This is a genomic window from Massilia rubra (assembly GCF_011682065.1).
Lineage (GTDB): Bacteria > Pseudomonadota > Gammaproteobacteria > Burkholderiales > Burkholderiaceae_D > Telluria_A > Telluria_A rubra.
This window is the reverse complement of the sequence record NZ_VUYU01000004.1, coordinates 379652-404518: the sequence shown is the minus strand read 5'-3', so window position 1 is coordinate 404518 and position 24867 is coordinate 379652. Positions and strand designations below refer to the sequence as shown.

Below are 24867 nucleotides of genomic sequence, written 5' to 3'. Positions count from 1 at the left end.
CGCTGGCTGGCCATCGTACTGGAACGTCTCCCGACGTGCCCCAACAGCCAGATTGATTCGCTGCTGCCATTCCCCGACTTTACTTCGCGCTAAACAGGCTGTACAGGTGGGGCCGCTGGCCGCTTACGAACGATCACCACGTACAACTGGTGCCAGGTCTGACATTCGGACACGAGCTGAACGATCACCACTGCCCAGGCCGTGTCTGAATGTCAGACCTGACACCAAGCCGGACACCAAGCCGTACTGGCCAGGTGTTGCGCTCACGCCTCATGACAATCGATTAAACAATGGCTTGCGCGTAACCGCCCGGCATGGGGGAAGCGCGCCGGCGGCAGTCGGTTTCCCACCTGCCCGCCCCTCAACACACACAGCAAATAGTTTGCAATGTGTTGACATGGATCAACGAGTTCGCGAGACTGCATGCATCACCGCAGTCGATTGCGATGGCACATCAGACATCGTGTCGGGATTTCTCGCCGGACGACGTTGAACTCATCGGGGGGCCCCATGCTCAAGAATTATTCGATCCGCATCATTTTTACGGCGTTTTTCCTTGTCAGCGTGGCGCTGTCGGTGTGCTCCCTGATGGCCTTCGCGCGCGTCTCGACAGAGCAGGACAAAACCATGCGCGCCAGCGAAAACCGCTACCAGTCCTTCCTGCTGGCCGATGAACTGCGCCAGAGCTCCGACGACCTGACCCGCCTTGCGCGCACCTTCGTCGTCTCGGGCGATGCCGCCTACGAACGCCAGTACATGGACATTCTCGACATCCGCAACGGCGCCAAGCCCCGTCCGCAACATTACGAACGCATCTATTGGGATTTCGTCGCCGCCGGCGTCAGCAAACCGACGCCGGACGGGCAGGCCGTCGCGCTCGCCGACCTAATGCGCAAGGCCGGTTTTACCGATGCCGAATTCGCCAAGCTCAAGCAAGCCCAGGACAACTCCGACGCCCTGGTCAAGACCGAAGTGATCGCCATGAATGCCGTGAAGGGCTTGTTCGATGACGGCGCCGGCAAGTTCACGCAAAAGCGCGAACCCGACATGGACCTGGCGCGCAAGATCATGCACGACGCCGATTACCACAAGAACAAGGCAACGATCATGAAGCCGGTCAACGAGTTCCTGGCCATGCTCGACCAACGCACGAGTGAAGAGGTGCGCGTGGCCGCGTCACGGGCCGATACCGCTTTCTGGACGGCCATCGGCACGCTTGGCGTGTCCCTGGCGATGTCGCTGGCAACGGTGCTGTTGATCTACCGGCACATCAAGGCCGGCTTCGGACAGGCGATCGATACCGCCAGCAAGATCGCCTCGGGCGACTTGAACGGCGACGCCGTCGAAGAGCGCAGCGATGAAGTCGGCCAGCTGCTGCAAAGCATGAATACCATCAGCACCAACCTGCGCCAGACCGTGCACAAGATCCGCGAAAGTTCGGACGAGATCTCGGCGGCCACCCATGACATTGCCGTCGGCAACGCCGACCTGTCGGCGCGCACCGAATCGCAAGCCAGTTCGCTGGAAGAGACCGCCTCTTCCATGGAAGAGCTGACCAGCACCGTCAGGCAAAATGCCGACAACGCGCGCCAGGCGAACCTGCTCGCCGCCTCCGCCTCCGAGGTCGCCATCAAGGGCGGCGCGGTGGTCGCGCAGGTGGTCGATACGATGGGTTCCATCAACGAATCGGCGCGCAAGATCGTCGACATCATCAGCGTGATCGACAGCATTGCGTTCCAGACCAATATCCTGGCGCTGAACGCGGCGGTGGAAGCGGCGCGCGCCGGGGAACAGGGCCGCGGCTTTGCGGTGGTGGCCTCGGAAGTGCGCAACCTGGCGCAACGGTCCGCCGGGGCGGCAAAAGAGATCAAGGCCCTGATCAACGATTCGGTCGACAAGGTGGACCTGGGCAGCAAGCTGGTCGATCACGCCGGCGCGACCATGAACGACGTGGTGGCCAGCATCGGCCGCGTCTCCACCATTGTCGGCGAGATCGCCACGGCCAGCCTGGAACAATCGTCGGGCATCGAGCAAGTGAACCAGGCCATTGTCCAGATGGACGCGCTGGTGCAAAGCAATTCCTCGCTGGTCGAGGAAGCCGCCGCCGCTGCCGAATCACTGGAAGAGCAAGCCGGCAACCTGGTCGAGACCGTCAAGGTCTTCAAGGTCGATGCGCCCGGCCAGGGCCGCGCGGCGGCGCCGAAAACCACCATGGGGGCGCGCAAGAGAGCGTCAACGGTCCTGTTGGGCGCTGCCTGAGCCGTCATCAAAGACGCCCTGCCGGATCAGGGCGCCATCGCAGCCGCATCGCCCCAGCGCCGGCCTGACAGCGCGCTCGATGGTCCCGCAGGGCGACCTGCGCGCTCACGCGCCATGGCGCGGCGCGGCCAGCCGGACACGCAAGGGTTGGCAGCGCTCCCCCGCCAGCGCTTCGATTTCCTTCACCCTGGCGCGGGCAATAGCCAAGGGGAAAACGCCGCACTCGGCTTCTCCCTCATCGTGAATCTGCATCATCAGGGCATTCGCCTGGTCCGCCGGCAAGGCCAGGAGCGTTTCGAATACCTCGACCACGAAGACCATCTCCGTGACATCGTCGTTGAGCACCAGCAAGCGCGCTGTCTCGCTGCCGGCCAGCAACGCATCGTCGCTGCCAGCGGCCGCCGCACCATACGCAACGCGGCAGGCAAGTCGATAGCGGTCAATCCCATGCTCTTCCACGGCAGCGGCGGCCAGCCCGATGCGATTTCGCACGATAGCCAGCAGTAGGATGCCGGTGTCGACCGGCCTTTCCATGGCGACGCCACGCACCGTCGCCTTCCACAGCGCATGCTCGAGTTGCTCGCAATGCGCGATGGTTCGGCCAAGATAGTTGTCGAGCCTGGCATTCCCGAACGGCAGGCAATGCGCGAGCAGCGCCAGCAGGCGCGCATGGGCGCCGGTCGGCCAGCGTCGCGCCTTGGCCTCGGCCGCAAGCTGGTCGGCCACCATGGCGCGCACATGCGCGTGCAGCTGCGCCACCTTCCCGGCCGGCATGCAGTCGGCCAGGATGCGGCCGGCGGCTTCGTCCTCGATCAGATGCAGCAGCACGCGTTCGAGCGTCAGGCGCCGGTCATGCTCGCGCCGGCAGGCGGCGAACGCGGATTCCAGCACCCGCTCAAGGTTGGGTGCGGGGTCGCCATCGGCGATGCTCATCGCGCATCCACCGTGGCGGCCAGCAGCTTGTCCAGCAGCGGCTGGTACAACTCGCTTCCCCTGAGCTGGTGGCGCCAGCGCTCGGGAATGCCCTGGATCCCGAAGCGCATGCCGGCAATGCCGCCGGCGATGCAGGCCGTGGTATCGGTGTCGTTGCCCAACGCGATGGCTGCGCGCACGACCTCGTCGTACGTACCGGCGTCCTGCACCATGCGCGCCGAACGCAGTGAATCGACCACATAACCGGAGCCGTTGCCTTCGGGCGCGTCGTCCGGCCGCAGCGACCATTCCAGTTCTTCCAGTGCGTCCGGCATGCTGGCGTAGAGGGCGCGCAGGCTCGCCACCGCCTCGCCCCAAGGGTCGCTTGAGGCCGCCAGCACCCGGCGTGCCCACAGGCAGTACAGCGCGCAGCATACTTGCGAGCGCAGGTGGCCGTGGGTGGGCAGGGATTGCTGGTGGGCGTCATGCACCAGGCTTTGGTCCGAGCCGCGGTGCCACAGCGCCAGCGGCAAGGCGCGCATCAGGGAGCCGTTGCCGTTGTCGTACTGTCCGGCGGGCCCGGCCTGGGGGGCAGGCGTGCCGGCACGAATGGCGCGGATGGCGGCGCCGCAGGTCAGGCCCACATCGAACACCATGCCGTCGACCGCCATGTAGCCGTGCTCGTACCACGCCAGCAGGCGCGCGCCGAGGTCTTCCAGGTCGAGGCGGCCGCACTCCAGCAGCGAGGCCAGCAGGCAGAGCGCGTGGGCGCCGTCGTCCGACCAGGTTCCGGGCGGCACGCTAGTATGCGCGCGGTCGAATTGCGGCGGTGGGACGAAATCGATCAGGCCGGCCGGCGGAATGTCGCGCGCCTGGCGAAATTCGAAGGGAACGCCGAGCGCGTCGCCGACCAGCAGGCCGACCAGGCCGCCTGCGAGGCGGTCCTGGTAAGTGGGCTGGGGCGCCGTCATTGGGGTGCGCCTCGGGGCGGCATTGTCATCTTGGAACTTTCTGGGTGGTATCAGGATTGCATTGTCATCAATGTACGTCCAAACGGCAAGAAAATTGCTTACCTGTAAAGCAATACTGTCTGCACTACAAGCCGGACATCCCGTGCTATTCTTTCTGATATGAAATTATTCAAACCCGTTTTCAGCATCATTCTTGTGCTGGCAAGCTGCTCCGCTGCTGCCTGCACACCCATTCCCGACGCTCACTGGGCGCAGACGCCACAGCGCGTCAAGGAACGCTTTGACAGTGTCGACTCGGTTGAACTGCTCACCTTGATCAAAGCGCGCCAGGTAAAGAAACGCAATCCGCAGGACGACGAGTACAGTGTCGAGGAGGCGACGTTCAGGGTCGAGCGCGTCTTCAAAGGCAGCTCCCGGCCGGGCGACACGCTGGTGATCACGGCCCACAGCATGTGTGCGGTCAGCGTGGTCAACAAGCCGGCATGGTTGCTTGACGGGCGCACCCTCAAGCCCGCCGTGTTGCCGAAGCAATGGCTGATGTACCGGCATTCGGATGTCGACACCGAAATCACAGAGTCGGATTACACCATGCCAATCGATCGTGCCTCGTATGACCTTCCTATCCTCGCCCAGCTTGCCTTGGCCCATCAACGTGCGGACGGACGCCGCCCCGCAACGGCGCCGCGTGCTTCCCGCTGAACTGGCGCAAGGCCGGTACGCGGGCATGGCGAAAGGACTGCTGCGACTCAATGGCCAGCATGCCGGGCTGGCTGTGCCCGGCCCCGCTCATCAGACGATGTCGGCCGGTCCCTTGCTCTCGCTGCCCTTGTCGGCCACGGTGCTGCCGTCATCGGCCCAACTGTCGAAGGCAGCCATGATGGTGCTGCGGGTCTTCTCGCTCAGTTCGGGCAAGGTGCCGCCGAGCGCCTTGGCGGCGTCCTCGAAGCCCTGCTCCACGGCGGCCCGGATCGACGCCAGCTTGGACGGATCGTCGCCAATCGCCGCTTTGGCGAAGTCGAGAATGCGTCCGGACACCTTGGCGACGCTGAACTCGCCCTCGTCGCCGGTGGCCGCCTTAGCCTCCGCGATCGTAGCCGGGTCGGCAGTAAGTTTTTGCTCGCCGCTGATCACCTTGGCCAGGTTCAACCCTTGCTGCTCGACCGCCGGCAGGATCAGGTTGATGACTTCCTGCGCCTGGCGGTCGGATTCGGCCAGCAGGGCGTCAAGGTCGGGCGGGGCCTGGACCGTCGCCGCGCGCGGGGCGCCGTAGGTCAGGGGCGGCTCGGACGGTCCGCTCAGGGTGACCTTGTCGCTTTTGACAGCCTGGTCGGCCCCGGCGCCCTCGCCGGAACGACGTCCGGCCTCGCGTAGTACGATCGGCGCGGCGCCTGACGGCGCTGTGGTGTTGGGAATGGTAATGCTCATGACCTCTCCTTGTTGGCGCGGTGCGCGCCGTGAATGTGCGATCTTGACGGGAATGGACGGTTATTCACCGTGCTCGTCATTCATTAACGGCAGGAGTGGGGAAAAGTTGAATGAATTGAATATGGCCGGCATGAACAAGCCCCGGCCATTGGAAAATGCGTCAGTCCTGATAATCAGTCCTGCTAATACAGGCCGCCTGATCAACATCGTCCGGCTTACGCCAGATTCAGCGTCCAGGTGGTCACGCCTTCATCGGCATCGGTGGACATGGGCACGTCCTGATTCCAGCTGGCGATATATGTCCATTCCGTATCTTCCAGCCAGGCCAGCGTATCAAAGCTGGTGGCGCGCAGGCGAATGAATTTGACGTACAGATCGACACTATCCTTGATCCACATATCGTCGCCATTAATGCGCAATTGAATTTGCAGGTGACCGCTCAGGCCTTCCGAAAATTCGAATCCATAGCCCGGATAGGGCATCGGAATCATGCCGATTCCAGGTGGCAGTACCGGCGTCAGGTCGTTCCTGCGCGGCAGTTTGGCCGGTCCGCTGTACACGTAGCTGCGGTCGTCGCCGCGTTCGTGGTCATCCAATTCCGCATAATCCAGGTTCAACACCCGGATGACGGTCCCGTTTCTTAAAATGCTGGCTTGCACCAGGTTATCGGTGCCGGCATTGGCAACATCTTTCGTCGCTGCGACCAGCCCGATGGATCCGATCCACATAATAGCCTCCTGAGAATAAATGGCGATGAGCATGGCGTTGAAGGCCACGCCGCAATACATGCGCTGCCGCATTCCATAAAACATCAGGAAGCGAGGTACAGCGCCATCCCATTATTCTGCCGAAGTCAAGCGGTCTGTTTGCGCTAAACTAAGCGCGAACCTGCCATATCGGGAGGCCGGAAGCGAAACTATTTCCATTCGATTTCTTGCGAAACCGAAAATGGCGCCGGAACGCCGTCGACCAACCTCGGTTCAAATCGCCCGTCGCTGAAATAGGCGCTGAGCACCGGCAAAACCAAGTCCACGGCCGTGAAACTGTCGCCGTTCGCGCTGGTAACATATCCAGGACGCAAGCTATTCCACGCGATCTTCACGTCGGAAACCTTGCCCGTCGAATCAACCAGGATGGTCACGCCCATCGCGCCACTGACCTTGCGGCGCGCCAGCAACAGAGGCCGGTGGACGAACGCCTTGCCGGGGGTAAATCCAGGCGGGGTCGGACGCGATACGCGCGACGCGGCGACGCCCTGGAAAGCCCTTGTATATTCAAAATGCGTCACCGCCATCCTGAGCCAGCGCGCATCCTCCACTGTCGCGTCGACGATGGCATGGCTGGTGGTCCAGACGCTGTCGCAGATCACCTGTTCAGTTCGCTCCGGAAGTGGTTTGCCGTCGGAAAAGACGTTCTCGACGATCGCTGCGTCCGCTGCGGGCAAACCCTGTTTCATCTTCTGAAACGCCGCGTGGGCGCGCTCCAGGTATCCCACGGCCACGGGATGGTCGGCCGGCGCCCGCATCCTTGCCAGTTCACTGACATAGGCACGCGCAATGGCGCCGGCGAGCTGATCCTTATGCTCATCGATCAGCGCCTGTTTGCGTACCCGGACCAGCTCGTAGGTCTGGTCGGGCGTGCGGGTCTGGCAGCCCTGGCGCTCGGTTCAGTACAGTGCATTCAACCTGCTCAAGCGAAACAGGACGGAAACGGTCCGATCATCGAGAAACTCGTAGCATGCGGCGCCACGTGCACCGATCAGGGCGTTCCGACCGGCACCACCCGCCCCTTGACGGCATCGATCGGGCATACCATCGGCAAAAACGCATGCTGGCGCGCCGAATAGCCCATCAGCGCGCCGCTGTCGATATCGAAATACCAGCCGTGCAGCACCAGCTTGCCCTCCTCCACCCGGCGCTTGAGCCAGGGATAGGTCAGCAGGTTGTCGAGCGACTGCAAGATGCTGGCTTGCTCGCAGGCCTTGTGCCGCTCTTCCGAACTCTTGTGCGCCAGGTCGCGCATCACGCGCACCCGCACCGGTTCGGCGATGCGCATCCAACGCTCGACGAAGCCGGTCTCCTGCTGCTCCGGCGCGAGCGGTTGCGGCGCCAGCAAGGCGCGGATGCCGCCGCAGCGCGCATGCCCGAGCACGATGACCCGCGCCACTTCGAGGTTGCAGATGGCAAACTCAATGGCCGAACTGACGCCCGGCGGCGCATCCGGCGTGCACGGCGGCACCAGGTTGGCGATATTGCGCACCACGAACATGTCACCCGGCCCGCTGCCGGTCAGCAGCATCGGATCAACCCGCGAATCGCAGCAGCCGATCAGCAAGGTGCTGGGACGCTGTCCACCGCGCAAGCTTTCATAGACGCCGTGTTCGTCGCTGAAGTACTGTTCCTGGAAGCGGCTGAAGCCGCGTACGAATTTTTCGATGTCTTGCATGTCCTGCTCCGTTCAGCCCGCGTACTCGCGCAAGCCGTCGATATTCATGATGGTCACGTTGCGCCCCTGCACGCCGATCAGGCCGTGCACGCTCAGGTCCGCCAGAATGCGCGAAAAATGCTCCGGCGTCAGGTTCAGGCGCGAGGCCACCACCGCCTTGCTCACCGGCAGTGTCAACTGCGCGCCCTGCCCGGTCGCCTCGTCCTGCAACAGGTAGCCGATCACCCGCTGCGTGCCCGATTGCAAGGCCACCGATTCCAGGTCACAGATCAGGCCATGCATGCGCCGGCTCAGGCCGGCCAGCATCTTGCGCGCGAAGCCCGGGTCGTGCGCAATGCCGTCGAACACCGCTTCCTTGGTCACATGCAGCAGCAGCGAGTCGGCCAGCGCCGTGGCCGAGACGATGTAGGGCTTTTCCATGAACATCAGCGCTTCGCCGAAACTGTGGCCGGGGCCGATCAGTTCGATGATCTTTTCGGCCCCGTTGGCCACCCCGGCCGCCAGCTTCACCTGGCCGAAAATGACCAGGTGAAAGCCGCGACAAGCATCGCCGCGCTGGAAGATGATCTCGCCGCGTCCCACATGGCGCTCGCTGGTGCCGGCCGCGATGGCCTCCAGTTCCTCCGGAGACATGGCGTCGAACAGCGGCAGCCGCGCCAGGAAGGTCTGGGGCGCGAATCGGGTCTTTTCCATGACCGCTCCCATCATTAGCAAGGCATGTCGGCGTTGCGCCGCGCGTAGCACCACCACGTGACCGCAATGCACGAGACATAAAACCCGACGAAGCACCACAGCGCCGCGTCCGGACCGCCGGTCATGGCGATCGAGGTGCCGTAGCACTTGGGAATGAAGAACGCGCCATACGCGGCCACCGCCGACGTAAAGCCGAGCACCGCCGCGCCTTCCTTGTTGGCGTCGACGATTGCCTGTTCCTTGGCGGCATGGCCCTTGCCCTCGGCCGCGCGCTGGCGTTCAGTGAGAAAGATCACCGGAATCATGCGGAAGGTCGAGGCATTGCCCACGCCCGTGCCGGCGAACAGCAGCATGAACATCCAGAAGAAGCCGGTAAAGTTGCCGGCCACGTCGCCATGCGGCAGGAACTGGATGACGCCGACCGCAGCCGCGATCATCAGCACGAAGGTCCACAGGGTCACGCGCGCGCCGCCGAGCTTGTCGGCCACGATGCCGCCCACCACCCGCGCCAACGCGCCGACCAGGGGGCCGAGGAAGGCGTAGTCGAGTGGATTAACGTCCGGAAACTGGGTCTTGATCAGCAGCGGAAAGCCGGCCGAATAGCCGATAAACGAACCGAAGGTGCCCGTGTACAGCCAGCACATCAGCCAGTTATGCTTGCGCTTGAAAATGATGGCCTGCTCCGAGAAAGACGCCTTGGCCGAGGCCAGGTCGTTCATGCCGAACCATGCTGCGATCGCGGTCAGCGCAATGAAGGGCACCCAGATGAAGCCGGCGTTCTGCAGCCACATGGCCTTGGTCGCGCCACCCTTGACCCACTGCTGCGCCTCGCCGCCGAGACCACCGAACACGCCGGCGGTGATCACCAGCGGCACCACGAACTGCACCGCCGACACGCCCAGGTTGCCCAGGCCGGCATTCATGCCGAGCGCGTAACCTTTTTGCGCCTTCGGATAGAAGAAGCTGATGTTGGCCATCGACGAAGCGAAGTTGCCGCCGCCAAAGCCGCACAGCAAGGCCAGGATCAGCATGACCGGATAGCTGGTGTTGACGTCCTGCACCGCGAAACCGATGCCGACGGCCGGAATCAGCAGCGAGGCGGTCGAGATCGTTGTCCACTTGCGCCCGCCGAAAATCGGCACCATGAAGGAATAGAAGATGCGCAAGGTCGCGCCGGACAAGCCCGGCAGCGCGGTCAGCCAGAACAGCTGGTTGGTGCTGTACTTGAAGCCGATATTGGGCAGGTTGACCACCACCACGCTCCACACCATCCACACGGCGAACGCGAACATCAGCGCCGGGATCGAAATCCACAGGTTGCGGTTGGCGGTCGCCTTGCCGCTGCTTTGCCAGAAGGCCGGCAGTTCCGGCTCCCACGTGGCGATCACATATTTACTCATTTTGATTTCTCCTTTGAATTAGGGGGCGACCGGGCGTGCACTGTCTTTGAAGCTGAAATGCATCCACACCAGCGACACGCATACCGCGCCGTAGAGCAGCATGAAAGCGGAGGAACGCACCCCGGTCAGGTCGACCAGGGCGCCGAACATAATCGGCAGCACGAAGCCGCCCAGGCCGCCGGCAAGGCCCACCACGCCCGAGACGGCGCCGATGTTGTCGGAAAAATCGTCGCCGATGAACTTGAAGACCGAGGCTTTGCCGACCGCCATGGCCACGCCGACGACGAACAGGAGCACGGTAAACATCACGGGCGTGACGCCAATCTGCAAGGTGGTGCTGCCGGTCACGGTCTTGATGATCATGTTGGTTTGCGGGTACGACAGCAGGAAGAAGCAGACCCAGCACACCCACATGACCCACCAGGTCACCTTGTAGGCGCCGTATTTGTCCGAAATCCAGCCGCCCAGCGCGCGCAGCACGCCGCCCGGCAGCGAAAAGCATGCCGCCAGCAGCGCGGCCAGGCGCATGTCGAAGCCGTATTCGCTGACGTAATACTTGGTCATCCACAAGGCCAGGCCCACATAGCCGCCGAACACGACCGAGTAATACTGGCAGTAGCGCCACACGCGCGGGTCCTTGAGCACCTTCATCTGCTGGGTGAAGGACACCCCGGCCGGCATCTTGTGGCTCGGGTCGCTGAACGAACACAGCCAGAAAGCGACGGCGGTGACCAGCATCGCCACCGCATACACCTTGGGCAGCATCTGCCAGCCGAAGGCGGCGATGATGGCCGGGGCCACGAACTTGGTCAGCGCCGAACCGGAGTTGCCGGCGCCAAAGATACCCATCGCCAGTCCGCGCCGCTCCTTGCCGAACCAGCGCGCCACGTAGGGCGTACCGACCGAGAACGAGCCGCCGGCCAGGCCGACGAACAGGCCCAGCACGAGAAAATGCCAGTAAGCGGTGGCGTACGAAATGAGCCAGATCGGCAGCACGGTGGCCAGCATGAGGATGAAGAACACGATGCGCCCGCCAAAGCGGTCGGTCCAGATGCCGAGCGGCACCCTTACCAGCGAGCCGCTCAGCACCGGCGTGGCCGCCAGCAGGCCGAATTCGGTCTCGTTCAGGCCCAGTTGCGCCTTGATGGGGATGCCCAGTACCGCGAACATCATCCAGATGGCGAAGCAGATGGTGAAGGCGAACGTACTGCTGGCCAGCACCGCGATTTGTTGCTTATTCTGTTGTTGATTCTTGCTAGACACGCTCTTCTCCCGGACCGATGACCTGATACAGGAAGCTTACGTGGTGCCGTAGAGCACGACTATTAGCCTGAGGGCGGGTTATGAAAGGCAATCTGGCTAGAGGACTAGCCCAAAAGAACTAGGGTGCATAGGCGCGGCAAGTCGTGTTGATACAAATCAACGATGCGTTCGCGCGTTTTGAGGTATAACAACAGACCCAGAAACCGTGAGGCAGCATCATGCAAGACTTTGCAACACCCGATTCCCACTGTGACCCAAGCTGCGCCACCCAAGATGCGGCCGGCCTGAACGCCAGTTGCTTTTGCGCCGGACCGTCGGCCGAAGCGCTGGCCGAGGCGCTGCGCAACGACCATGCGGGACCGGAGGTGTACGACCTGATCAGCGAGCGTTGCCCGCATTTGTTCGCGACGCTGCCGGTGTTCGTGTCGCCGGCCCAGTCGGCGCGCATGGCGCAGCTGATCGACGCGGTGCACGCCGTGGTGGCGCTGCCGGCCTACCAGGCTGCGGTACTGGCCGACGCGCCGGCCATCGCCCGCCACGATCCCGGCGCGCGCGGCGTGTTTTTCGGCTACGACTTCCACGTGGGCGACGACGCGGTCGGCCTGATCGAAATCAACACCAACGCCGGCGGCGCCCTGCTCAACGCCGCGCTGGCGCGCGCCGGCCGCGGTTGCAGCGCCATTGGCGACGCCGGCGACGGCGCCGCGCGCGCGCAAGCGCTGGAAGAGGCCATCGTCGCCATGTTCCGCAACGAGTGGCGCCTGGGCGGGCGCAGCACGCCGCTGCGCACGATCGTCATTGTCGACGACGAACCGGAGAACCAGTATCTCTATCCGGAGTTCCTGCTGTTTCAGCAGCTGTTCGCGCGCCACGACATCGAAGCGCTGATCGTCGACCCGTCCATGCTGCGCTGGGAAGCGGGCAGCCTGTGGCGCGGCGACCTGATTGTGGACCTGGTCTACAACCGCCTGACCGACTTCATGCTCGACGCGCCCGAACACGCGGCCCTGCGCGACGCCTACCTGGCCTGCGCCGTGGTGCTCACGCCGCACCCGCGCGCGCATGCGCTGTACGCCGACAAGCGCAACCTGGCGCTGCTGTCCGACGACGTCCGCCTCACTGAGCTGGGCGTGCCCGAAGCGACGCGCGCGATCCTGATCGGCGCGATACCGCATACGGAACTGGTGCGGGCCAGCGAGGCCGAACGCCTGTGGCGCACGCGCCGCGCATGGTTCTTCAAACCGGTGGCCGGCTACGGCGGCCGCGCCGCCTACCGTGGCGACAAACTGACCAGGCGCGCCTGGGAAGACATCCTGGACGGCGACTATGTGGCGCAGGCGATCATGGCGCCGCCGGCCCGCACCGGCGGCAGCGCCGAAGCGCCGGACCGGCTCAAGTTCGACATTCGCAGCTACACCTACGACGGCGCGGTGCAGTGGACCGCTGCGCGCGTGTACCAGGGCCAGACCACCAACTTCCGCACGCCCGGTGGCGGCTTTGCGATGGTGTATACCGCCAATACATAGCTGACGCGCGTAGCTGACGCGCGTAGCTGACGCACGGTCTCCGGCAGCGCCGGGGACGACTTGCCGCGCCAGGACGGCCTTCGCCGGAACCTGCGTCCGGCGTGTCGCCACCGCCCTACTTCCACACGATAATCGCCTTGTCGGCCCGTCCGCCCGGCTTGGCGCTGTGCTCAATCAAGTTCGCCAGCGTCACCCCATCGAGCACCTTTAAATATGCCGCCGTCGCCGCTCCCAGCACGCCCTTGAGCGCGCAGGCCGGCGCCAGCGTGCAGGCGTTACTGCCCGGGTCGAAGCACTCGGCCATGTAAAAATCGGTCTCGCTGTGGCGCACCACGGCGCCGATATTGATCATTTCCGGCTCCAGCTTGAGCCGCAGCCCGCCGTTGCGCCCCCTCACCGTCTCCACCATGCCCGACAAGCCAAGCTGGTAGACCACCTTCATCAAGTGATTCTTCGAGATCCCATGCACGTCGGCGATGTCCTGGATGGTGGCCAGGCGATCGCGGTGCATGCCCAGGTAGATCAGGGTGCGCAAGGTGTAATCGGTATAAGCGGTCAGTCGCATGGCGTTGGCGGATGGTTGGGTGACGGGTCTAATGAGGCATTCAGTATACATGTATTGATCCAGATGGCGTCACACTGCGCAAAAGAAGTATTTAACTTGCTTGTTTAAATAGATGTATCTAGAATCCTTCTTTAACGGAGCGGACTGTACCGCTTCGTTCTAATAACAAGGAAACCACGCCATGCACGCCTCACGCAAACTATGGACCTGGCTCGCAGTCATCTGTGTCCTGTCCTTCGCCGTTCTCGGCTGGGTCGGGACCGAGATCTACCTGAGCGCTCCCCCGATTCCCCAACAAGTCACCAGCCGCCAGGGCGAGGTGCTGTTCTCCGAAGGCCAGGTCCAGCGCGGCCAGCAAGCCTGGCTCTCGGCCGGCGGCCAGCAACTCGGCTCGGTCTGGGGACACGGCAGCTACCTCGCGCCCGACTGGTCGGCCGACTGGCTGCACCGCGAAGCGCTCGCCCTGCGCGAGATCTACGCCACCAAGCAATTCGGCAAGCCGTTCGCGCAGCTCGACTTCGAACAACAGGCAGCCCTGAGCGACCGGCTCAAGCGCGAGATGCGCGCCAACACCTGGGACGCGCGCACCGGCATCATCACCGTCTCGCCGGAACGCGCCCAAGCCGTGCGTGAAGTCGCCGCCCACTACAGCGCCCTGTTCGGCAACGATCCCAAACTCGACGCCCTGCGCGAGCAGTACGCCATGAGCGCGGGCAGCCTGGTCGATCCCGACGACCTGCGCGCCCTGCCGGCGTTTATCTTCTGGTCCTCCTGGTCGGCCGCCGCCGACCGTCCGGGCGAAACGGCCATCAGCTACACCAGCAACTGGCCGCACGAACCGCTGGTCGGCAACGGCCCCACCGCCGGCGCCGGCATGTGGTCGATCGCCAGCGTGATCCTGATGATCGCCGCCATCGCCGGCATGATCTTCTACCACGGCCGCGCCCACGAAGGCGACGACCCCGCGCCCCCCAAGGCCGACCCGCTGTTCGACATGAAACCGACCGCCTCGATGCGCGCCACCCGCAAGTACTTCTGGGTCGTCATCGCCCTGGTGCTGGTACAGGTCGGCATGGGCGTCGTCACCGCCCACTACGCGGTTGAAGGCCAGAGCTTCTTCGGTTTCCCGCTCGGCCAGATCTTGCCGTTCACCGTCAGCCGCACCATCCACACCCAGTTCGCCGTGCTGTGGATCGCCACCGCCTGGCTGGCCACCGGCCTGTATATCGCTCCCGCGATTTCGGGGCATGAACCGAAATACCAGGCGCTCGGCGTCAACGTCCTGTTCTACGCGCTGCTGTTCATCGTGGCCGGCTCCACCATCACCGGCTGGCTCGGCACCCTGCAACACCTGGGCAACGACTTCAGCTTCTGGGTCGGCAACCAGGGCCTGGAATTCACCAGCATGGGGCGCGTGTGGCAAATACTGCTGTTCGTCGGCCTGCTGTTCTGGGTCCTGCTGCTCGGACGCGGCCTGATGCCGGCCCTGCGCACCCCATCGGAAAGCCGCGGCCTGATCGCCATGGTGTTCCTGGCGGCCCTGTGCATCGGCGGCTTCTACGCTACCTCGCTGACCTGGGGTCCGCACACCCACTACGCCATGGTCGAATACTGGCGCTGGTGGCTGGTCCACCTGTGGGTCGAAGGCTTCTTCGAAGTGTTCGCCACCGCCGTCATCGCGCTGCTGTTCACGCGCCTTGGCCTGATCGCCGCGTCCACCGCCAACAGCGCCATCATCCTGGAAACCATCGTGTTCCTGTTCGGCGGCATCCTGGGCACCCTGCACCACCTGTACTTCACCGGCACGCCTACTTTTGTGATCGCCATCGGCGCCATGTTCTCCGCGCTGGAAGTGGTACCGCTGGCGATGATCGGGGTTGAAGCATGGCGCAACTACCAGCGCTCGAAAGCGGCGCCGTGGGTGCAAGCCTACAAATGGCCGATCCTGTGCTTCATCGCCGTCGGATTCTGGAACGTGGTCGGCGCCGGGCTGCTCGGCTTCTCGATCAACACCCCGATCGCGCTGTACTACATGCAGGGCATGAACATGACGGCGGCGCACGGCCACGCAGCGCTGTTCGGCGTGTACGGCATGCTCGGCATCGGCCTGATGCTGTTCTGCCTGCGCGGCCTGACCGAGCGCGCCGCCTGGTCCGACAAGCTGCTCGCACCGATGTTCTGGTGCCTGAACATCGGCCTGGCGATGATGGTCTTCATCTCGCTGGTGCCGGCCGGGATCTACCAGGCCTGGGCCAGCGTCACGCAAGGCACCTGGTTTGCGCGTTCGCCGGAGGTGGTCCACTCGCCGCTGATGGAAACGCTTGTCTGGCTGCGCGTGCCGGGTGACGTGGTGTTTGCGGTCGGCTGCATGTTCCTCGCGCTGTTCGCCCTCAAGCTCGCCACCGGGGCACGCGGCAGCAATGTCGTCATCGGCTCGGTCGCACCAAACAGGCGCTAAGGCGGTTTTCCCCGGCGGGCACTTCCTGCCGGGGTTCGCATCGATTACACTAACAGGAGTAGCAACATGACAAACGCTGTTTTCTCGACCGCCTCCATTGGTCTTTACCCGTTCGACGCGCGCGGCGTCGCCAAGCGCTTCCGGCACGCCGCCATTTTCGGCGCGCTGTCCGCCCTGGAGCCGGGAGAGACCATGCGCTTTTATAACGACCACGATCCGCTGCCGCTGCTGGCGCAGATCGAGGCCCATTTCGGATCGCGCGTGACGATCGCCTACGTGGCGCGCGCGCCGGGCGAAATCATCATCGACTTCGGGATCGCCTGAAGAGAAGGACAAGCATGGGCTACCTCGCCGTCAAACACCTGCATATGAGCTGCGCGGCGCTGAGCATCTTCCTGTTCCTGCTGCGCGGCGTGTGGATGCTGCGCGACTCGCCGCAACTGGGGCGGCGCTGGGTGAAAAGCGCGCCGCATATCGTCGACTCGGTGCTGCTGGCCAGTGCGATTACCATGGTGGTGTGGAGCGGCCAGTACCCGTTTGCCCAGCCCTGGCTGGGCGCCAAGGTGGTGGCGCTGGTGCTCTACATCGGGCTGGGCGTGGTTGCGCTCAAGCCGGGCCGTCCCAAACAGGTGCGCGCCATCGCCTTCGGCGCGGCGCTGCTGACCGTCTCCTACATCGTCGCCGTCGCCCTCACTCGACACGTCTTCATCGTCGGGTAGCGGCCGGCCTGAGCGCCAATCTGACTGCGCTGCCGCCGGATTCGGCAAGCCATCGCGTCGTTGGTTTGCGCGCTCGACATTGCGCGTGACGTAGAGGGTGTAGATATGAAAAAGGCGGTATCGGGATATCGATGCCGCCTTTTGCGTTTCAGGCCTGAGCTTCAGCCAGTGCCTATCAGCAAGTCAGATTAGGACCGGTGGGTACGCCCAAGTTCTGGGTGAAGGTCGTGTAGTAATTCACCCGGGTCTGCATCTGTGCCGGCCCCTGGTACTCGGTGCCGCCTGCGCATTCGCGATTGCCGTTAATGGCATTGATGGTCTGGCCGAAACCGTATCCGCCCACCATCGAGTCATGCGCCGACCTGCCGGCGCGGCCCGGTTGGGTCATCCAGTACCAGACCGCACTTCTCCAGGCGATGGTGGCGTTGGTGGCCAACAGTTCCGGATTGGTCACCAGTTGCTCGCCCAGGCCCATGGCGTTGCCCAGACTGCGGTAGTTCGAGGTCCAGCTGATCTGGATCGGGCCGCGACCGAAGTACTGGTCGACCATGTTGGTGCTCTTACAAGGGACTCGTACCCAGTTCACGTCGCAGTACAAGGGCCAGTTGGCGGTGTTGTATTCCCTGACTGCCCTTAGGTTGTCCGACTCGTGCTGCAGGTTGGCGAAGAAGGCGGCCACTTCCTGCTTGTCCAGGGTAGCGTTGCCCGACTTGGCAAAGCTTGGATAGTAACCTGCCGCAGCGACGAAGTCGGCGTATTGGTAGAACGAACTGCGGCTGGGGAACCATGCTTCGAACTGAGCTTTTGACAGGCCGGCAAAACTACCTGCCGGGTCGGGAGTAGGCGTCGGAGTTGGCGTGCTGCCACAAGTAGTTTGCTGCCAATACCAGGTGCTAATGGTCGGATCAGTACCGTCGGAGCCGTTGGTGCCGCTATTGACGACCTTATAGAAATTGCCGTTAGCTGGGTACTTCACCACGGTGCCCAAGCTGTAGTTCACTCCTGCGGTCCAGGTCTGGGATGAACAGCTTGGGGGCGGTGTCGGCGTGGGTGTCGGTGTCGGCGTCGGAGTCGGCGTGGTGCCGCACGAGCCACTCACCGTCCATGGCTTGCCACTTCCAGCGGCCCCGCTGTTGGTCGATGGATTGTCGCCCTGCGTCCAGTAGGCGGCCGTGTAGTTGATCCCCCCGTAGCTGACCGATTTGCCGCCATCATAGACGGTGGCGCTGTTCCACGCTGCGTTACAGACGCTCGTTGCCGCCAACATCTTGCTTTGGGATGACTGGGTGCCGGTGGACGTATTGTCGCCGCCGCCGCCGCAGGCGGCCAGCGCCCCGCCCAGTACGCTGATGATCAGGCTGTTGATGATTGTTCTGTTCAATTGAGGCTCCATATCAAATTGTCGGGGCACTTGCGTGCCGGAAATAAACCTGGCCGATCCGTGTGCCGCGCGTCACTCCGTGCCCGCGCGATGATGGCGAAAGCGGTTTACGCGACAATTCCGATGTTTTATGTGCAATATCGGTATACCAATATAACACCAATAATCCGATATATGCATGCCAACCTGGAGGAAATTAATACCAAAATGGGCCACTGAGGAAATGAGAGAGACCGTCATGCTGAGCACTTCGAAGGCCGCGTCGTTCAGGTCAATGACCGTAACGTTGCGATGACGAGCGATTGAAGGTGGCCATTGTCGCGGCACGTCGCCAGACTCGGCAGACGTATGGCGAAGTACGACTGCAGCCTGAACTGCAAGCTCAAGGATTTGTCGCTGGCCGCGACCGGATTGCACGGCTGCGGCAAGAATTGACGCTGCGCTGCAAGCAGACGCGCAAATTTACGGCTACAACTAACTCGAATCACGATTTGCCAGCGGCCCCAAATCTTCTCGGACAAGTTTTCAAGCCGGTTGCCCCGAACACCGTGTGGGTGACCGACATCACCTACATTGCCACCAGTGAAAGATGGTTACGTTGCAGGCATCAACGATGTTCCGTTGCAGCCTTACATCAAGCGCAAGATAAAGTTGTTGAGCTTGTGTGCGAATTGAAACGACTGACGGACACTGCCCGGGCAACGCTGACGAGGATACTCGTCAGCGACCCAAGATTGCTGGCGCAATTACTCGATATAATTGGCAGCGCTCGTCGACGGCCGCTGTCGTCGCCGGGTTCATTACGACTGGCGTACGCGCATCCCGGCCTTGACCGATAAGGAAAATACATGAACTGTTTCAGCCACCCGCACAACAATGCCTTTGGAATTTTCCGGGTTTGCGGCAAGGGCGTGTGTTCCGAATGCAGTGTCGATCTCGGTCATGCTCTGGCATGTAAAGGTGTTCACGAAAGCAGAGCGTCTGAGATGCACGCACTTCAGCTGCGCAGCACGAAATTACTAAAGGTTACCCGCAAGTCGATGTTCATCGGACCGCTGTTTTTCGGCTTGCTCGGCCTGTTTTTCCTTGTGGAGGGGTTGGGGCAGGAAATCTATTTTAATTTCGCCACCTATTCCGGAGCAACGTGCGTCCTCCTTGCCGTAGCGAGCTTGATCACCAACATGCGTGCTTATGGTGGAAGCGAACAGAACGATAGCTAAGACGAGGATTTATCCTGGCAAGCGCCGGAACGATGCGCACCTTGCGCATTGGGGCTGAGAGAAAACCCAGGGCGGTGCAAGCAAGACGCGCTGCACACGCGGCAGTTTTGCAAATCACATTAACCAGGATACACGCTGCGAAATTCATCTTCACTCGCGATGTTCTTAAACTGGATAAATTTTATCGTTTTCGCGTAGTAACCCAATAGAAAATGCCCAAGAAGCACAACAATCACCAATGATTTCACGTCGTCGGTGCTTAAGGTTTTGTCGAGCAACTCGAAATCGCATCGCAATTCGTCGTCCCTGGCCTCAAGCGTCGGTATCAGAATGATGTCCGCGGTTCCACGCAGGATGACGAAATAGCTGCCCTCATCCCCATCGTAGAATTCGCCGCTGTAATCGTGAAAATTCAGTGCCATCTGCTTTTATCTCCCCGAAAAACCTCACCCTTGCAGCCGTTGCCGGATCATCGGACGGCTTCTCACCAACCCTGTTCTTCACCCATGCACACGGTCTTCCGGCACCAACGCGCCGTCGGACCGCCAACCGTTCGCCAGATTGCCCCAAAATGTAATCCACATCAAGGAATTTCCCGAACGCAAACCTTAGCATGCTGTTGACGGCTGCCTTTCGCAACGTCCAACAGAAAAAGAAAAGGTCTTATCATGCGCTCGCTTCCTCTCCGTCTCGCCGGCACCTGCCTCGCCACCGCTTCCGCCCTCTTCTCGCTGCACGCCCAGGCCGCCGAAGCGGCGCTGCCGGTCATCCATCAGGAGCTGCTCGCGCCGCCCGCACTGCCGCCGCAAATCACGCGCAAGACCCCGGCGCGCGTGGTCGTCAACCTGACGGTCGAGGAAATCGAGCGCGAAATCGCACCCGGCACGCGCTACACCTTCTGGACCTTCGGCGGCACCGTCCCCGGCAAAATGATCCGCGTGCGCGAAGGCGACACGGTCGAACTCAACCTGCAAAACCTCTCAGGCAACAAGCTGCCCCACAATATCGACCTGCACGCCGTCACCGGTCCCGGTGGCGGCGCCGGGCAAACCCTGATCGCCCCGGGCAATCAAGCCAGCTTCACCTTCAAGGCGCTGGCCCCCGGCCTGTACGTCTACCACTGCGCCACCGCGCCCGTCGGCATGCACGTCGCCAACGGCATGTACGGCATGATCCTGGTCGAACCCAAGGAAGGCATGGCCAAGGTCGACAAGGAATACTACGTCATGCAGGGTGACTTCTACACCACCGGCGCCTACCGCGCCCCCGGCCTGCAAGGCTTCGACCTGCAAAAGGCCATCGACGAGCGCCCCACCTACGTGCTGTTCAACGGCGCCGACGGCGCACTCACCGGCCAGGGCGCGCTCAGCGCCAAGGCGGGCGACAAGGTGCGCATGTTCTTCGGCGTGGGCGGTCCGAATACGGTATCGAGCTTCCACATCATCGGCGCCATTTTCGACAAGGTCTTTGCCGACGGCGGCTCGCGCTTCCAGGAAAACGTCCAGACCACGCTGGTGCCTCCGGGCGGCTCGACCATCGTCGAATTCGTCCCCAAAGTACCCGGCAACCTGACCCTGGTGGACCACTCGCTCACGCGCGCCTTCAACAAGGGTGCGGTCGGCTTGATGGCGATCAGCGGTCCCGAGCGGCTCGATATTTACGGCAAGGGCATCAAGACAGCGCTGAACGGCGCCAAGCCGCCCGCCGTTGCAGCCAAGGCGCCACCGGTGCCCGCACCAACCAGCGCGCAACGCGTGCGCGGCAAGGCGGTCTACGACAACACCTGCGCGGCCTGCCATCTGCCGGACGGCAAAGGCGTTCCGGGAGTGTTCCCGCCGCTGGCCAACTCGGACTTCTTCCAGGAGCGGCCGTACGAAATGGCGCACATCGTGCTGCATGGCCGCAGCGGAGAGCTGGTCGTCAACGGCGAGCATTACAACTCGGTCATGCCGCCGCAAGACCTCGATGACGACGATGTCGCCGCCGTCATCAACTACGTCAGCACCGACATGAACGGCGGCAAAGCCGTCATCACGCCGGCCCAGGTCAAGCAAATGCGCCAGGTCAAAGCCAATTGAACGCGCCATGAAACGCGACCTGACCACGTTCGCCTGCGCGGCGCTGCTGCTGGTGCTGTGCGGCGCCGCCGCAGCCGGCCAGTACGCGGCGCTGCCCGGCGGCGAGCTGCGCTCCGTCATGCCGGCCGACGGCAAGGAGGCGCCGGCCATCGTGGCGCCGTTTTCGATGCGCACGGCGCCGGTCAGCAACGCCGAATTCCGCGACTTCGTGCTCGCGCATCCCGAGTGGCAGCGCGGCCAGGCGCCGGCGGTGCTGGCCGCGCCGACGTACCTGGCCGCGTGGCGCGGTCCGGCGGATCACGGCGCGCTGGCGCCGGATGCGCCGGTCACCAACGTCAGCTGGCACGCGGCGAACGCCTTTTGCGCCAGCGAGGGGGCGCGCCTGCCGCGCTGGCACGAATGGGAATACGCGGCAGCGGCCGACGCCACCCGCGCCGACGCCCGCGACGACCCGCAATGGCTGGAACACATCCTCAACTGGTACGCCCATCCGGCCAGCACGCCGCCCGCGCGGGTGCGCGCCAATCCGCCGGACTACCATGGCCTGTACGACATGCACGGCCTGGTGTGGGAATGGGTCGAGGATTACAGCGCGCTGTTCGTCAGTGCCGACAGCCGCACCCAGGACCCGCGCAAGCAGCTCGATTACTGCGGCGGCGCGGCGCTTTCGCTGGGCGACCGCCGCAACTATGCGGTGCTGATGCGCATTGCCCTGCTGGCGGCGATGGAAGGCGCGCAGGACGGCGGCTACCTGGGCTTTCGCTGCGCACGCGGCGCGGCCACCGATGCACCCAAACCGAAAGACTCTCCATGAACACCTTCAATCCGATGCGCCGCGCGCTGCTGCGCGCGAGCATCCTTGCCGCCAGCTTCATCGCGGCCCCGCTGGCGCACGCCGATGCGCTGCCGCCCGACTCGCTCTACCGCCTGTCGGTCCCGCTCAAGGACAGCCAGGGCCGCCAGTTCGACTGGCGCGCACTGGCCGGCCGTCCGCTGCTGGTGACAATGTTTTACGGCGACTGCAACGCGGCCTGCCCGATCATCATCGAAAACCTGCGCCGCACGGTCGACTTGATCAAACCCGCGCCGGGACGGCTGGCGGTGCTGATGGTCAGCCTCGACCCGCTGTACGACACGCCCGACTCGCTGGCCGGACTGGCAAAATCGCACAAGCTCGATCCCGCCATCTTCCGCCTGGCGGTGGCCGCCAACGAAACCCATACGCGCGCCATGGCCGGCGCGCTGCAGGTCAAGTACCGCGCCGTCACCAATGGCGAGATCAATCACACCACGCGCGTCTGCCTGCTCGACGCCAACGGTAAACTGCTGGCCGCAAGCACGCAACTGAGTCCCCTGCCAGATCCGGCCTTCGTCGCGCAGATCCGGTTGGCGCTCAAATAGGCGCCACGGCCACCAAAAACCAACCTGGATCAAGGATTTTACAAGCGCTCCAAAACTCCGTTGACCACACTACATATAGTATTTAATCTCTCTCCATGCACTACATCTTGTGCCTCATGGAGAGCAAATGATTATTCCACCGCTTCACTTACCCACCCACATCCGCAAGCGCGATGGCGCCGTCAAGCCGTTCGACGCCACCCGCATCGGGTCGGCCCTGGAGCGCGCCGCGCTGGCCAGCGGCGAGTTCGACGCCGACGCCGCCCATCTGCTGACCTGGAACGCGGTCCTGCCCGCGCTGTCCGCACTGGGCATCGACACCCCCGGCGTCGAGCAAGTCCAGGATGCGGTGGAGACCGCCCTGTTTAACGCCGGCCACCGCGCCACCCTGCGCGCCTTCGTGGTCTATCGCGAGCAGCACCACGGCCTGCGGCGCGACCGCAAAAGCCTGATCGACGTCGAAGCGTCGATGAACGAATACCTGGAACAGCGCGACTGGCGCGTCAACGCCAACGCCAACCAGGGCTACTCGCTGGGCGGGCTGATTCTCAATGTGTCGGGCAAGGTGATCGCCAACTACTGGCTCGATCACGTGTATCCGCCCGCCGTGGGCGCCGCCCACCGCAACGCCGACCTGCATATCCACGACCTCGACATGCTGGCCGGTTACTGCGCCGGCTGGTCGCTGCGCACGCTGCTGCACGAAGGCTTGAACGGCGTGCCGGGCAAGATCGAATCGGCGCCGCCGAAGCACATGTCGAGCGCCATCGGCCAGATCGTCAACTTCCTCGGCACCTTGCAAAACGAATGGGCAGGCGCCCAGGCGTTCAGCTCTTTCGACACCTACATGGCGCCCTACGTGCGCGTCGACGGGCTCAGTTACGAGAGCGTCAAGCAGTACATCCAGGAGCTGATCTACAACCTGAACGTGCCGTCGCGCTGGGGCACGCAGACGCCCTTCACCAACCTGACCTTCGACTGGGTGTGCCCGGAAGACCTGCGCGTGCAGGTGCCGCACATCGCCGGCGCCGACATGCCGTTCACCTACGGCGACTTGCAGGTCGAGATGGACATGATCAACCGCGCCTACATCGAGATCATGATGACCGGCGACGCCAAGGGCCGCGTGTTCACCTTCCCGATCCCGACCTACAACATCACCGAGGATTTTGCGTGGAACAGCCCGAACGCGGAACTGCTGTTCGAGATGACGGCGCGCTACGGCCTGCCCTACTTCCAGAACTTCCTCAACTCGGAACTGAAGCCGAACATGATCCGTTCGATGTGCTGCCGCCTGCAACTGGACCTGCGCGAACTGCTCAAGCGCGGTAACGGCTTGTTCGGATCGGCCGAGCAAACCGGCTCGCTCGGCGTGGTGACGATCAACTGCGCGCGCCTGGGCTACCTGCATGCGGACGACGAAGAAGGCTTGCTCGGCGCGCTCGACCGCCTGCTGGACCTGGGCCGCGACAGCCTGGAGATCAAGCGCAAGGTCATCCAGCGCCACATGGACAATGGCTTGTTCCCGTACACGAAGCGCTACCTGGGCACCTTGCGCAATCACTTCTCGACCCTGGGCGTGAACGGCGTCAATGAGATGATCCGCAATTTCACCTGGGGCGAGCACGATATCTCCACCGAATGGGGGCACGCCTTCGCCCTGCGCCTGCTGGACCATGTGCGCGCGCGCATGCTGGAGTTCCAGGACCAGACAGGCCATATGTACAACCTCGAAGCCACACCCGCCGAAGGCACCACCTACCGCTTCGCGCGCGAGGACCGCAAGCGCCATCCGGACATCCTGCAGGCCGGCACCGACGCCATGCCCTACTACACCAACTCCTCGCAGCTGCCGGTCGGCTTTACCGACGACCCGTTCGAGGCGCTGGAGCGACAGGACCCACTGCAGCGCAAGTACACCGGCGGCACCGTGCTGCACCTGTACATGAGCGAGCCGCTATCCTCCGCCGACGCCTGCCGCCAGCTGGTCAAGCGCGCCCTCAGCCGCTTTGGCCTGCCGTACATCACCGTCACGCCAACGTTTTCAATCTGCCCCAAGCACGGTTATCTGGGGGGCAGCCACCCGTTTTGTCCCAAATGCGATCTGGACCTGATCGCGCGCAAGCAACGCGAACTTGCATAAACACTTTG

23 protein-coding genes and 1 pseudogene are annotated in these 24867 nt (G+C 63.3%); 12 read left to right on the top strand and 12 right to left on the bottom strand.

What is annotated here, in order from left to right; genetic code table 11:
* The first annotated feature begins 510 nt into the window (after positions 1-510).
* The gene (locus F0185_RS35310) at positions 511-2259 is read left to right on the top strand and encodes a methyl-accepting chemotaxis protein (protein WP_167223415.1); all 1749 of its coding nucleotides are present in this window, start codon (positions 511-513) and stop codon (positions 2257-2259) included.
* A 105-nt stretch (positions 2260-2364) separates the two neighbouring features.
* Here the strand turns inward: F0185_RS35310 and F0185_RS08595 are convergent, their stop codons facing one another.
* Positions 2365-3192, bottom strand: coding sequence for an ATP-dependent Clp protease adaptor ClpS (locus tag F0185_RS08595; protein ID WP_167223413.1), 828 nt, complete (start codon positions 3190-3192; stop codon positions 2365-2367).
* Positions 3189-4142: an ADP-ribosylglycohydrolase family protein gene (locus tag F0185_RS08590; RefSeq protein ID WP_167223411.1), complete on the bottom strand. Its 954-nt coding sequence runs from the start codon at positions 4140-4142 to the stop codon at positions 3189-3191. The genes F0185_RS08595 and F0185_RS08590 overlap by 4 nt, the downstream gene beginning before the upstream one ends.
* A 159-nt stretch (positions 4143-4301) precedes the next feature.
* On the opposite strand from F0185_RS08590, the gene F0185_RS08585 reads away from it, so the two are divergent.
* Positions 4302-4841 (top strand): hypothetical protein, encoded by a 540-nt coding sequence (locus F0185_RS08585; RefSeq protein ID WP_167223409.1) that lies wholly within the window; start codon positions 4302-4304, stop codon positions 4839-4841.
* A 90-nt stretch (positions 4842-4931) separates the two neighbouring features.
* Here the strand turns inward: F0185_RS08585 and F0185_RS08580 are convergent, their stop codons facing one another.
* The 7 genes from F0185_RS08580 to F0185_RS08550 all read right to left on the bottom strand — a co-directional run bounded on the left by F0185_RS08580 (position 4932) and on the right by F0185_RS08550 (position 11368).
* Positions 4932-5567: a hypothetical protein gene (locus tag F0185_RS08580; RefSeq protein WP_167223407.1), complete on the bottom strand. Its 636-nt coding sequence runs from the start codon at positions 5565-5567 to the stop codon at positions 4932-4934.
* Positions 5568-5782: 215 nt separating this feature from the next.
* Positions 5783-6379: a hypothetical protein gene (locus F0185_RS08575; protein ID WP_167223405.1), complete on the bottom strand. Its 597-nt coding sequence runs from the start codon at positions 6377-6379 to the stop codon at positions 5783-5785.
* A 104-nt stretch (positions 6380-6483) separates the two neighbouring features.
* On the bottom strand, positions 6484-7092 hold the full coding sequence (locus tag F0185_RS08570) for an energy transducer TonB (RefSeq protein ID WP_167223404.1): 609 nt from the start codon (positions 7090-7092) through the stop codon (positions 6484-6486).
* A gap of 233 nt (positions 7093-7325) precedes the next feature.
* Positions 7326-8012 (bottom strand): carbonic anhydrase, encoded by a 687-nt coding sequence (locus F0185_RS08565; RefSeq protein ID WP_166884618.1) that lies wholly within the window; start codon positions 8010-8012, stop codon positions 7326-7328.
* A gap of 12 nt (positions 8013-8024) precedes the next feature.
* Positions 8025-8705 (bottom strand): Crp/Fnr family transcriptional regulator, encoded by a 681-nt coding sequence (locus F0185_RS08560; protein ID WP_166884616.1) that lies wholly within the window; start codon positions 8703-8705, stop codon positions 8025-8027.
* Between the two features lie 14 nt (positions 8706-8719).
* Positions 8720-10105, bottom strand: coding sequence for a NarK family nitrate/nitrite MFS transporter (locus tag F0185_RS08555; RefSeq protein WP_167223402.1), 1386 nt, complete (start codon positions 10103-10105; stop codon positions 8720-8722).
* An 18-nt stretch (positions 10106-10123) separates the two neighbouring features.
* Entirely contained in the window at positions 10124-11368 is a 1245-nt protein-coding gene (locus F0185_RS08550) for an MFS transporter (RefSeq protein WP_370663989.1), read from the bottom strand.
* A 218-nt stretch (positions 11369-11586) separates the two neighbouring features.
* On the opposite strand from F0185_RS08550, the gene F0185_RS08545 reads away from it, so the two are divergent.
* Positions 11587-12894 (top strand): hypothetical protein, encoded by a 1308-nt coding sequence (locus tag F0185_RS08545; RefSeq protein ID WP_167223400.1) that lies wholly within the window; start codon positions 11587-11589, stop codon positions 12892-12894.
* A gap of 115 nt (positions 12895-13009) precedes the next feature.
* Here F0185_RS08545 and F0185_RS08540 read toward each other — a convergent pair whose 3' ends face one another.
* The gene (locus F0185_RS08540) at positions 13010-13459 is read right to left on the bottom strand and encodes an RrF2 family transcriptional regulator (RefSeq protein WP_167223398.1); all 450 of its coding nucleotides are present in this window, start codon (positions 13457-13459) and stop codon (positions 13010-13012) included.
* A gap of 181 nt (positions 13460-13640) precedes the next feature.
* Between F0185_RS08540 and F0185_RS08535 the strand changes: the two genes are divergently transcribed.
* The 3 genes from F0185_RS08535 to F0185_RS08525 all read left to right on the top strand — a co-directional run bounded on the left by F0185_RS08535 (position 13641) and on the right by F0185_RS08525 (position 16636).
* Positions 13641-15917 (top strand): nitric-oxide reductase large subunit, encoded by a 2277-nt coding sequence (locus tag F0185_RS08535; protein ID WP_167223396.1) that lies wholly within the window; start codon positions 13641-13643, stop codon positions 15915-15917.
* 66 nt (positions 15918-15983) lie between these two features.
* Entirely contained in the window at positions 15984-16241 is a 258-nt protein-coding gene (locus F0185_RS08530; RefSeq protein WP_166884607.1) for a DUF2249 domain-containing protein, read from the top strand.
* Positions 16242-16255: 14 nt separating this feature from the next.
* Positions 16256-16636 carry a SirB2 family protein gene (locus F0185_RS08525; protein ID WP_167223394.1) on the top strand — a complete coding sequence of 127 codons (381 nt, stop codon included), beginning with the start codon at positions 16256-16258 and terminating at the stop codon, positions 16634-16636.
* Positions 16637-16811: 175 nt separating this feature from the next.
* Here F0185_RS08525 and F0185_RS08520 read toward each other — a convergent pair whose 3' ends face one another.
* Positions 16812-18017: a glycoside hydrolase family 19 protein gene (locus tag F0185_RS08520; protein WP_167223392.1), complete on the bottom strand. Its 1206-nt coding sequence runs from the start codon at positions 18015-18017 to the stop codon at positions 16812-16814.
* 290 nt (positions 18018-18307) lie between these two features.
* Between F0185_RS08520 and F0185_RS34740 the strand changes: the two are divergent.
* A pseudogene (locus tag F0185_RS34740) lies at positions 18308-18635 on the top strand (IS3 family transposase); the annotation flags it as partial.
* Between the two features lie 230 nt (positions 18636-18865).
* Positions 18866-19237 carry a hypothetical protein gene (locus F0185_RS08510; protein ID WP_167223388.1) on the top strand — a complete coding sequence of 124 codons (372 nt, stop codon included), beginning with the start codon at positions 18866-18868 and terminating at the stop codon, positions 19235-19237.
* A gap of 119 nt (positions 19238-19356) precedes the next feature.
* Here F0185_RS08510 and F0185_RS08505 read toward each other — a convergent pair whose 3' ends face one another.
* Positions 19357-19659: a hypothetical protein gene (locus tag F0185_RS08505; RefSeq protein WP_167223386.1), complete on the bottom strand. Its 303-nt coding sequence runs from the start codon at positions 19657-19659 to the stop codon at positions 19357-19359.
* A gap of 246 nt (positions 19660-19905) precedes the next feature.
* Here F0185_RS08505 and nirK point away from each other — a divergent pair, with 246 nt between their 5' ends.
* The 4 genes from nirK (at position 19906) to F0185_RS08485 (ending at position 24859) form a co-directional block, all read left to right on the top strand.
* Positions 19906-21315: a copper-containing nitrite reductase gene (nirK, locus tag F0185_RS08500; protein WP_167223384.1), complete on the top strand. Its 1410-nt coding sequence runs from the start codon at positions 19906-19908 to the stop codon at positions 21313-21315.
* Between the two features lie 7 nt (positions 21316-21322).
* Positions 21323-22129, top strand: a complete 807-nt coding sequence (locus F0185_RS08495; protein ID WP_167223382.1) for a formylglycine-generating enzyme family protein — start codon at positions 21323-21325, stop codon at positions 22127-22129.
* Positions 22126-22716, top strand: a complete 591-nt coding sequence (locus F0185_RS08490) for an SCO family protein (protein ID WP_167223380.1) — start codon at positions 22126-22128, stop codon at positions 22714-22716. The genes F0185_RS08495 and F0185_RS08490 overlap by 4 nt, the downstream gene beginning before the upstream one ends.
* Before the next feature lie 127 nt (positions 22717-22843).
* Positions 22844-24859: a ribonucleoside triphosphate reductase gene (locus F0185_RS08485; RefSeq protein ID WP_167223378.1), complete on the top strand. Its 2016-nt coding sequence runs from the start codon at positions 22844-22846 to the stop codon at positions 24857-24859.
* Positions 24860-24867: the final 8 nt, after the last annotated feature.

What these genes read in the sequence shown, in the direction of transcription:
- F0185_RS35310 (WP_167223415.1), top strand. Translation starts at nt 511, where the DNA reads ATGCTCAAGAATTATTCGATCCGCATCATTTTTACGGCGTTTTTCCTT.
- F0185_RS08595 (WP_167223413.1), bottom strand. Translation starts at nt 3,192, where the DNA reads ATGAGCATCGCCGATGGCGACCCCGCACCCAACCTTGAGCGGGTGCTG.
- F0185_RS08590 (WP_167223411.1), bottom strand. Translation starts at nt 4,142, where the DNA reads ATGACGGCGCCCCAGCCCACTTACCAGGACCGCCTCGCAGGCGGCCTG.
- F0185_RS08585 (WP_167223409.1), top strand. Translation starts at nt 4,302, where the DNA reads ATGAAATTATTCAAACCCGTTTTCAGCATCATTCTTGTGCTGGCAAGC.
- F0185_RS08580 (WP_167223407.1), bottom strand. Translation starts at nt 5,567, where the DNA reads ATGAGCATTACCATTCCCAACACCACAGCGCCGTCAGGCGCCGCGCCG.
- F0185_RS08575 (WP_167223405.1), bottom strand. Translation starts at nt 6,379, where the DNA reads ATGTTTTATGGAATGCGGCAGCGCATGTATTGCGGCGTGGCCTTCAAC.
- F0185_RS08570 (WP_167223404.1), bottom strand. Translation starts at nt 7,092, where the DNA reads ATGCGGGCGCCGGCCGACCATCCCGTGGCCGTGGGATACCTGGAGCGC.
- F0185_RS08565 (WP_166884618.1), bottom strand. Translation starts at nt 8,012, where the DNA reads ATGCAAGACATCGAAAAATTCGTACGCGGCTTCAGCCGCTTCCAGGAA.
- F0185_RS08560 (WP_166884616.1), bottom strand. Translation starts at nt 8,705, where the DNA reads ATGGAAAAGACCCGATTCGCGCCCCAGACCTTCCTGGCGCGGCTGCCG.
- F0185_RS08555 (WP_167223402.1), bottom strand. Translation starts at nt 10,105, where the DNA reads ATGAGTAAATATGTGATCGCCACGTGGGAGCCGGAACTGCCGGCCTTC.
- F0185_RS08545 (WP_167223400.1), top strand. Translation starts at nt 11,587, where the DNA reads ATGCAAGACTTTGCAACACCCGATTCCCACTGTGACCCAAGCTGCGCC.
- F0185_RS08540 (WP_167223398.1), bottom strand. Translation starts at nt 13,459, where the DNA reads ATGCGACTGACCGCTTATACCGATTACACCTTGCGCACCCTGATCTAC.
- F0185_RS08535 (WP_167223396.1), top strand. Translation starts at nt 13,641, where the DNA reads ATGCACGCCTCACGCAAACTATGGACCTGGCTCGCAGTCATCTGTGTC.
- F0185_RS08530 (WP_166884607.1), top strand. Translation starts at nt 15,984, where the DNA reads ATGACAAACGCTGTTTTCTCGACCGCCTCCATTGGTCTTTACCCGTTC.
- F0185_RS08525 (WP_167223394.1), top strand. Translation starts at nt 16,256, where the DNA reads ATGGGCTACCTCGCCGTCAAACACCTGCATATGAGCTGCGCGGCGCTG.
- F0185_RS08510 (WP_167223388.1), top strand. Translation starts at nt 18,866, where the DNA reads ATGAACTGTTTCAGCCACCCGCACAACAATGCCTTTGGAATTTTCCGG.
- F0185_RS08505 (WP_167223386.1), bottom strand. Translation starts at nt 19,659, where the DNA reads ATGGCACTGAATTTTCACGATTACAGCGGCGAATTCTACGATGGGGAT.
- nirK (WP_167223384.1), top strand. Translation starts at nt 19,906, where the DNA reads ATGCGCTCGCTTCCTCTCCGTCTCGCCGGCACCTGCCTCGCCACCGCT.
- F0185_RS08495 (WP_167223382.1), top strand. Translation starts at nt 21,323, where the DNA reads ATGAAACGCGACCTGACCACGTTCGCCTGCGCGGCGCTGCTGCTGGTG.
- F0185_RS08490 (WP_167223380.1), top strand. Translation starts at nt 22,126, where the DNA reads ATGAACACCTTCAATCCGATGCGCCGCGCGCTGCTGCGCGCGAGCATC.
- F0185_RS08485 (WP_167223378.1), top strand. Translation starts at nt 22,844, where the DNA reads ATGATTATTCCACCGCTTCACTTACCCACCCACATCCGCAAGCGCGAT.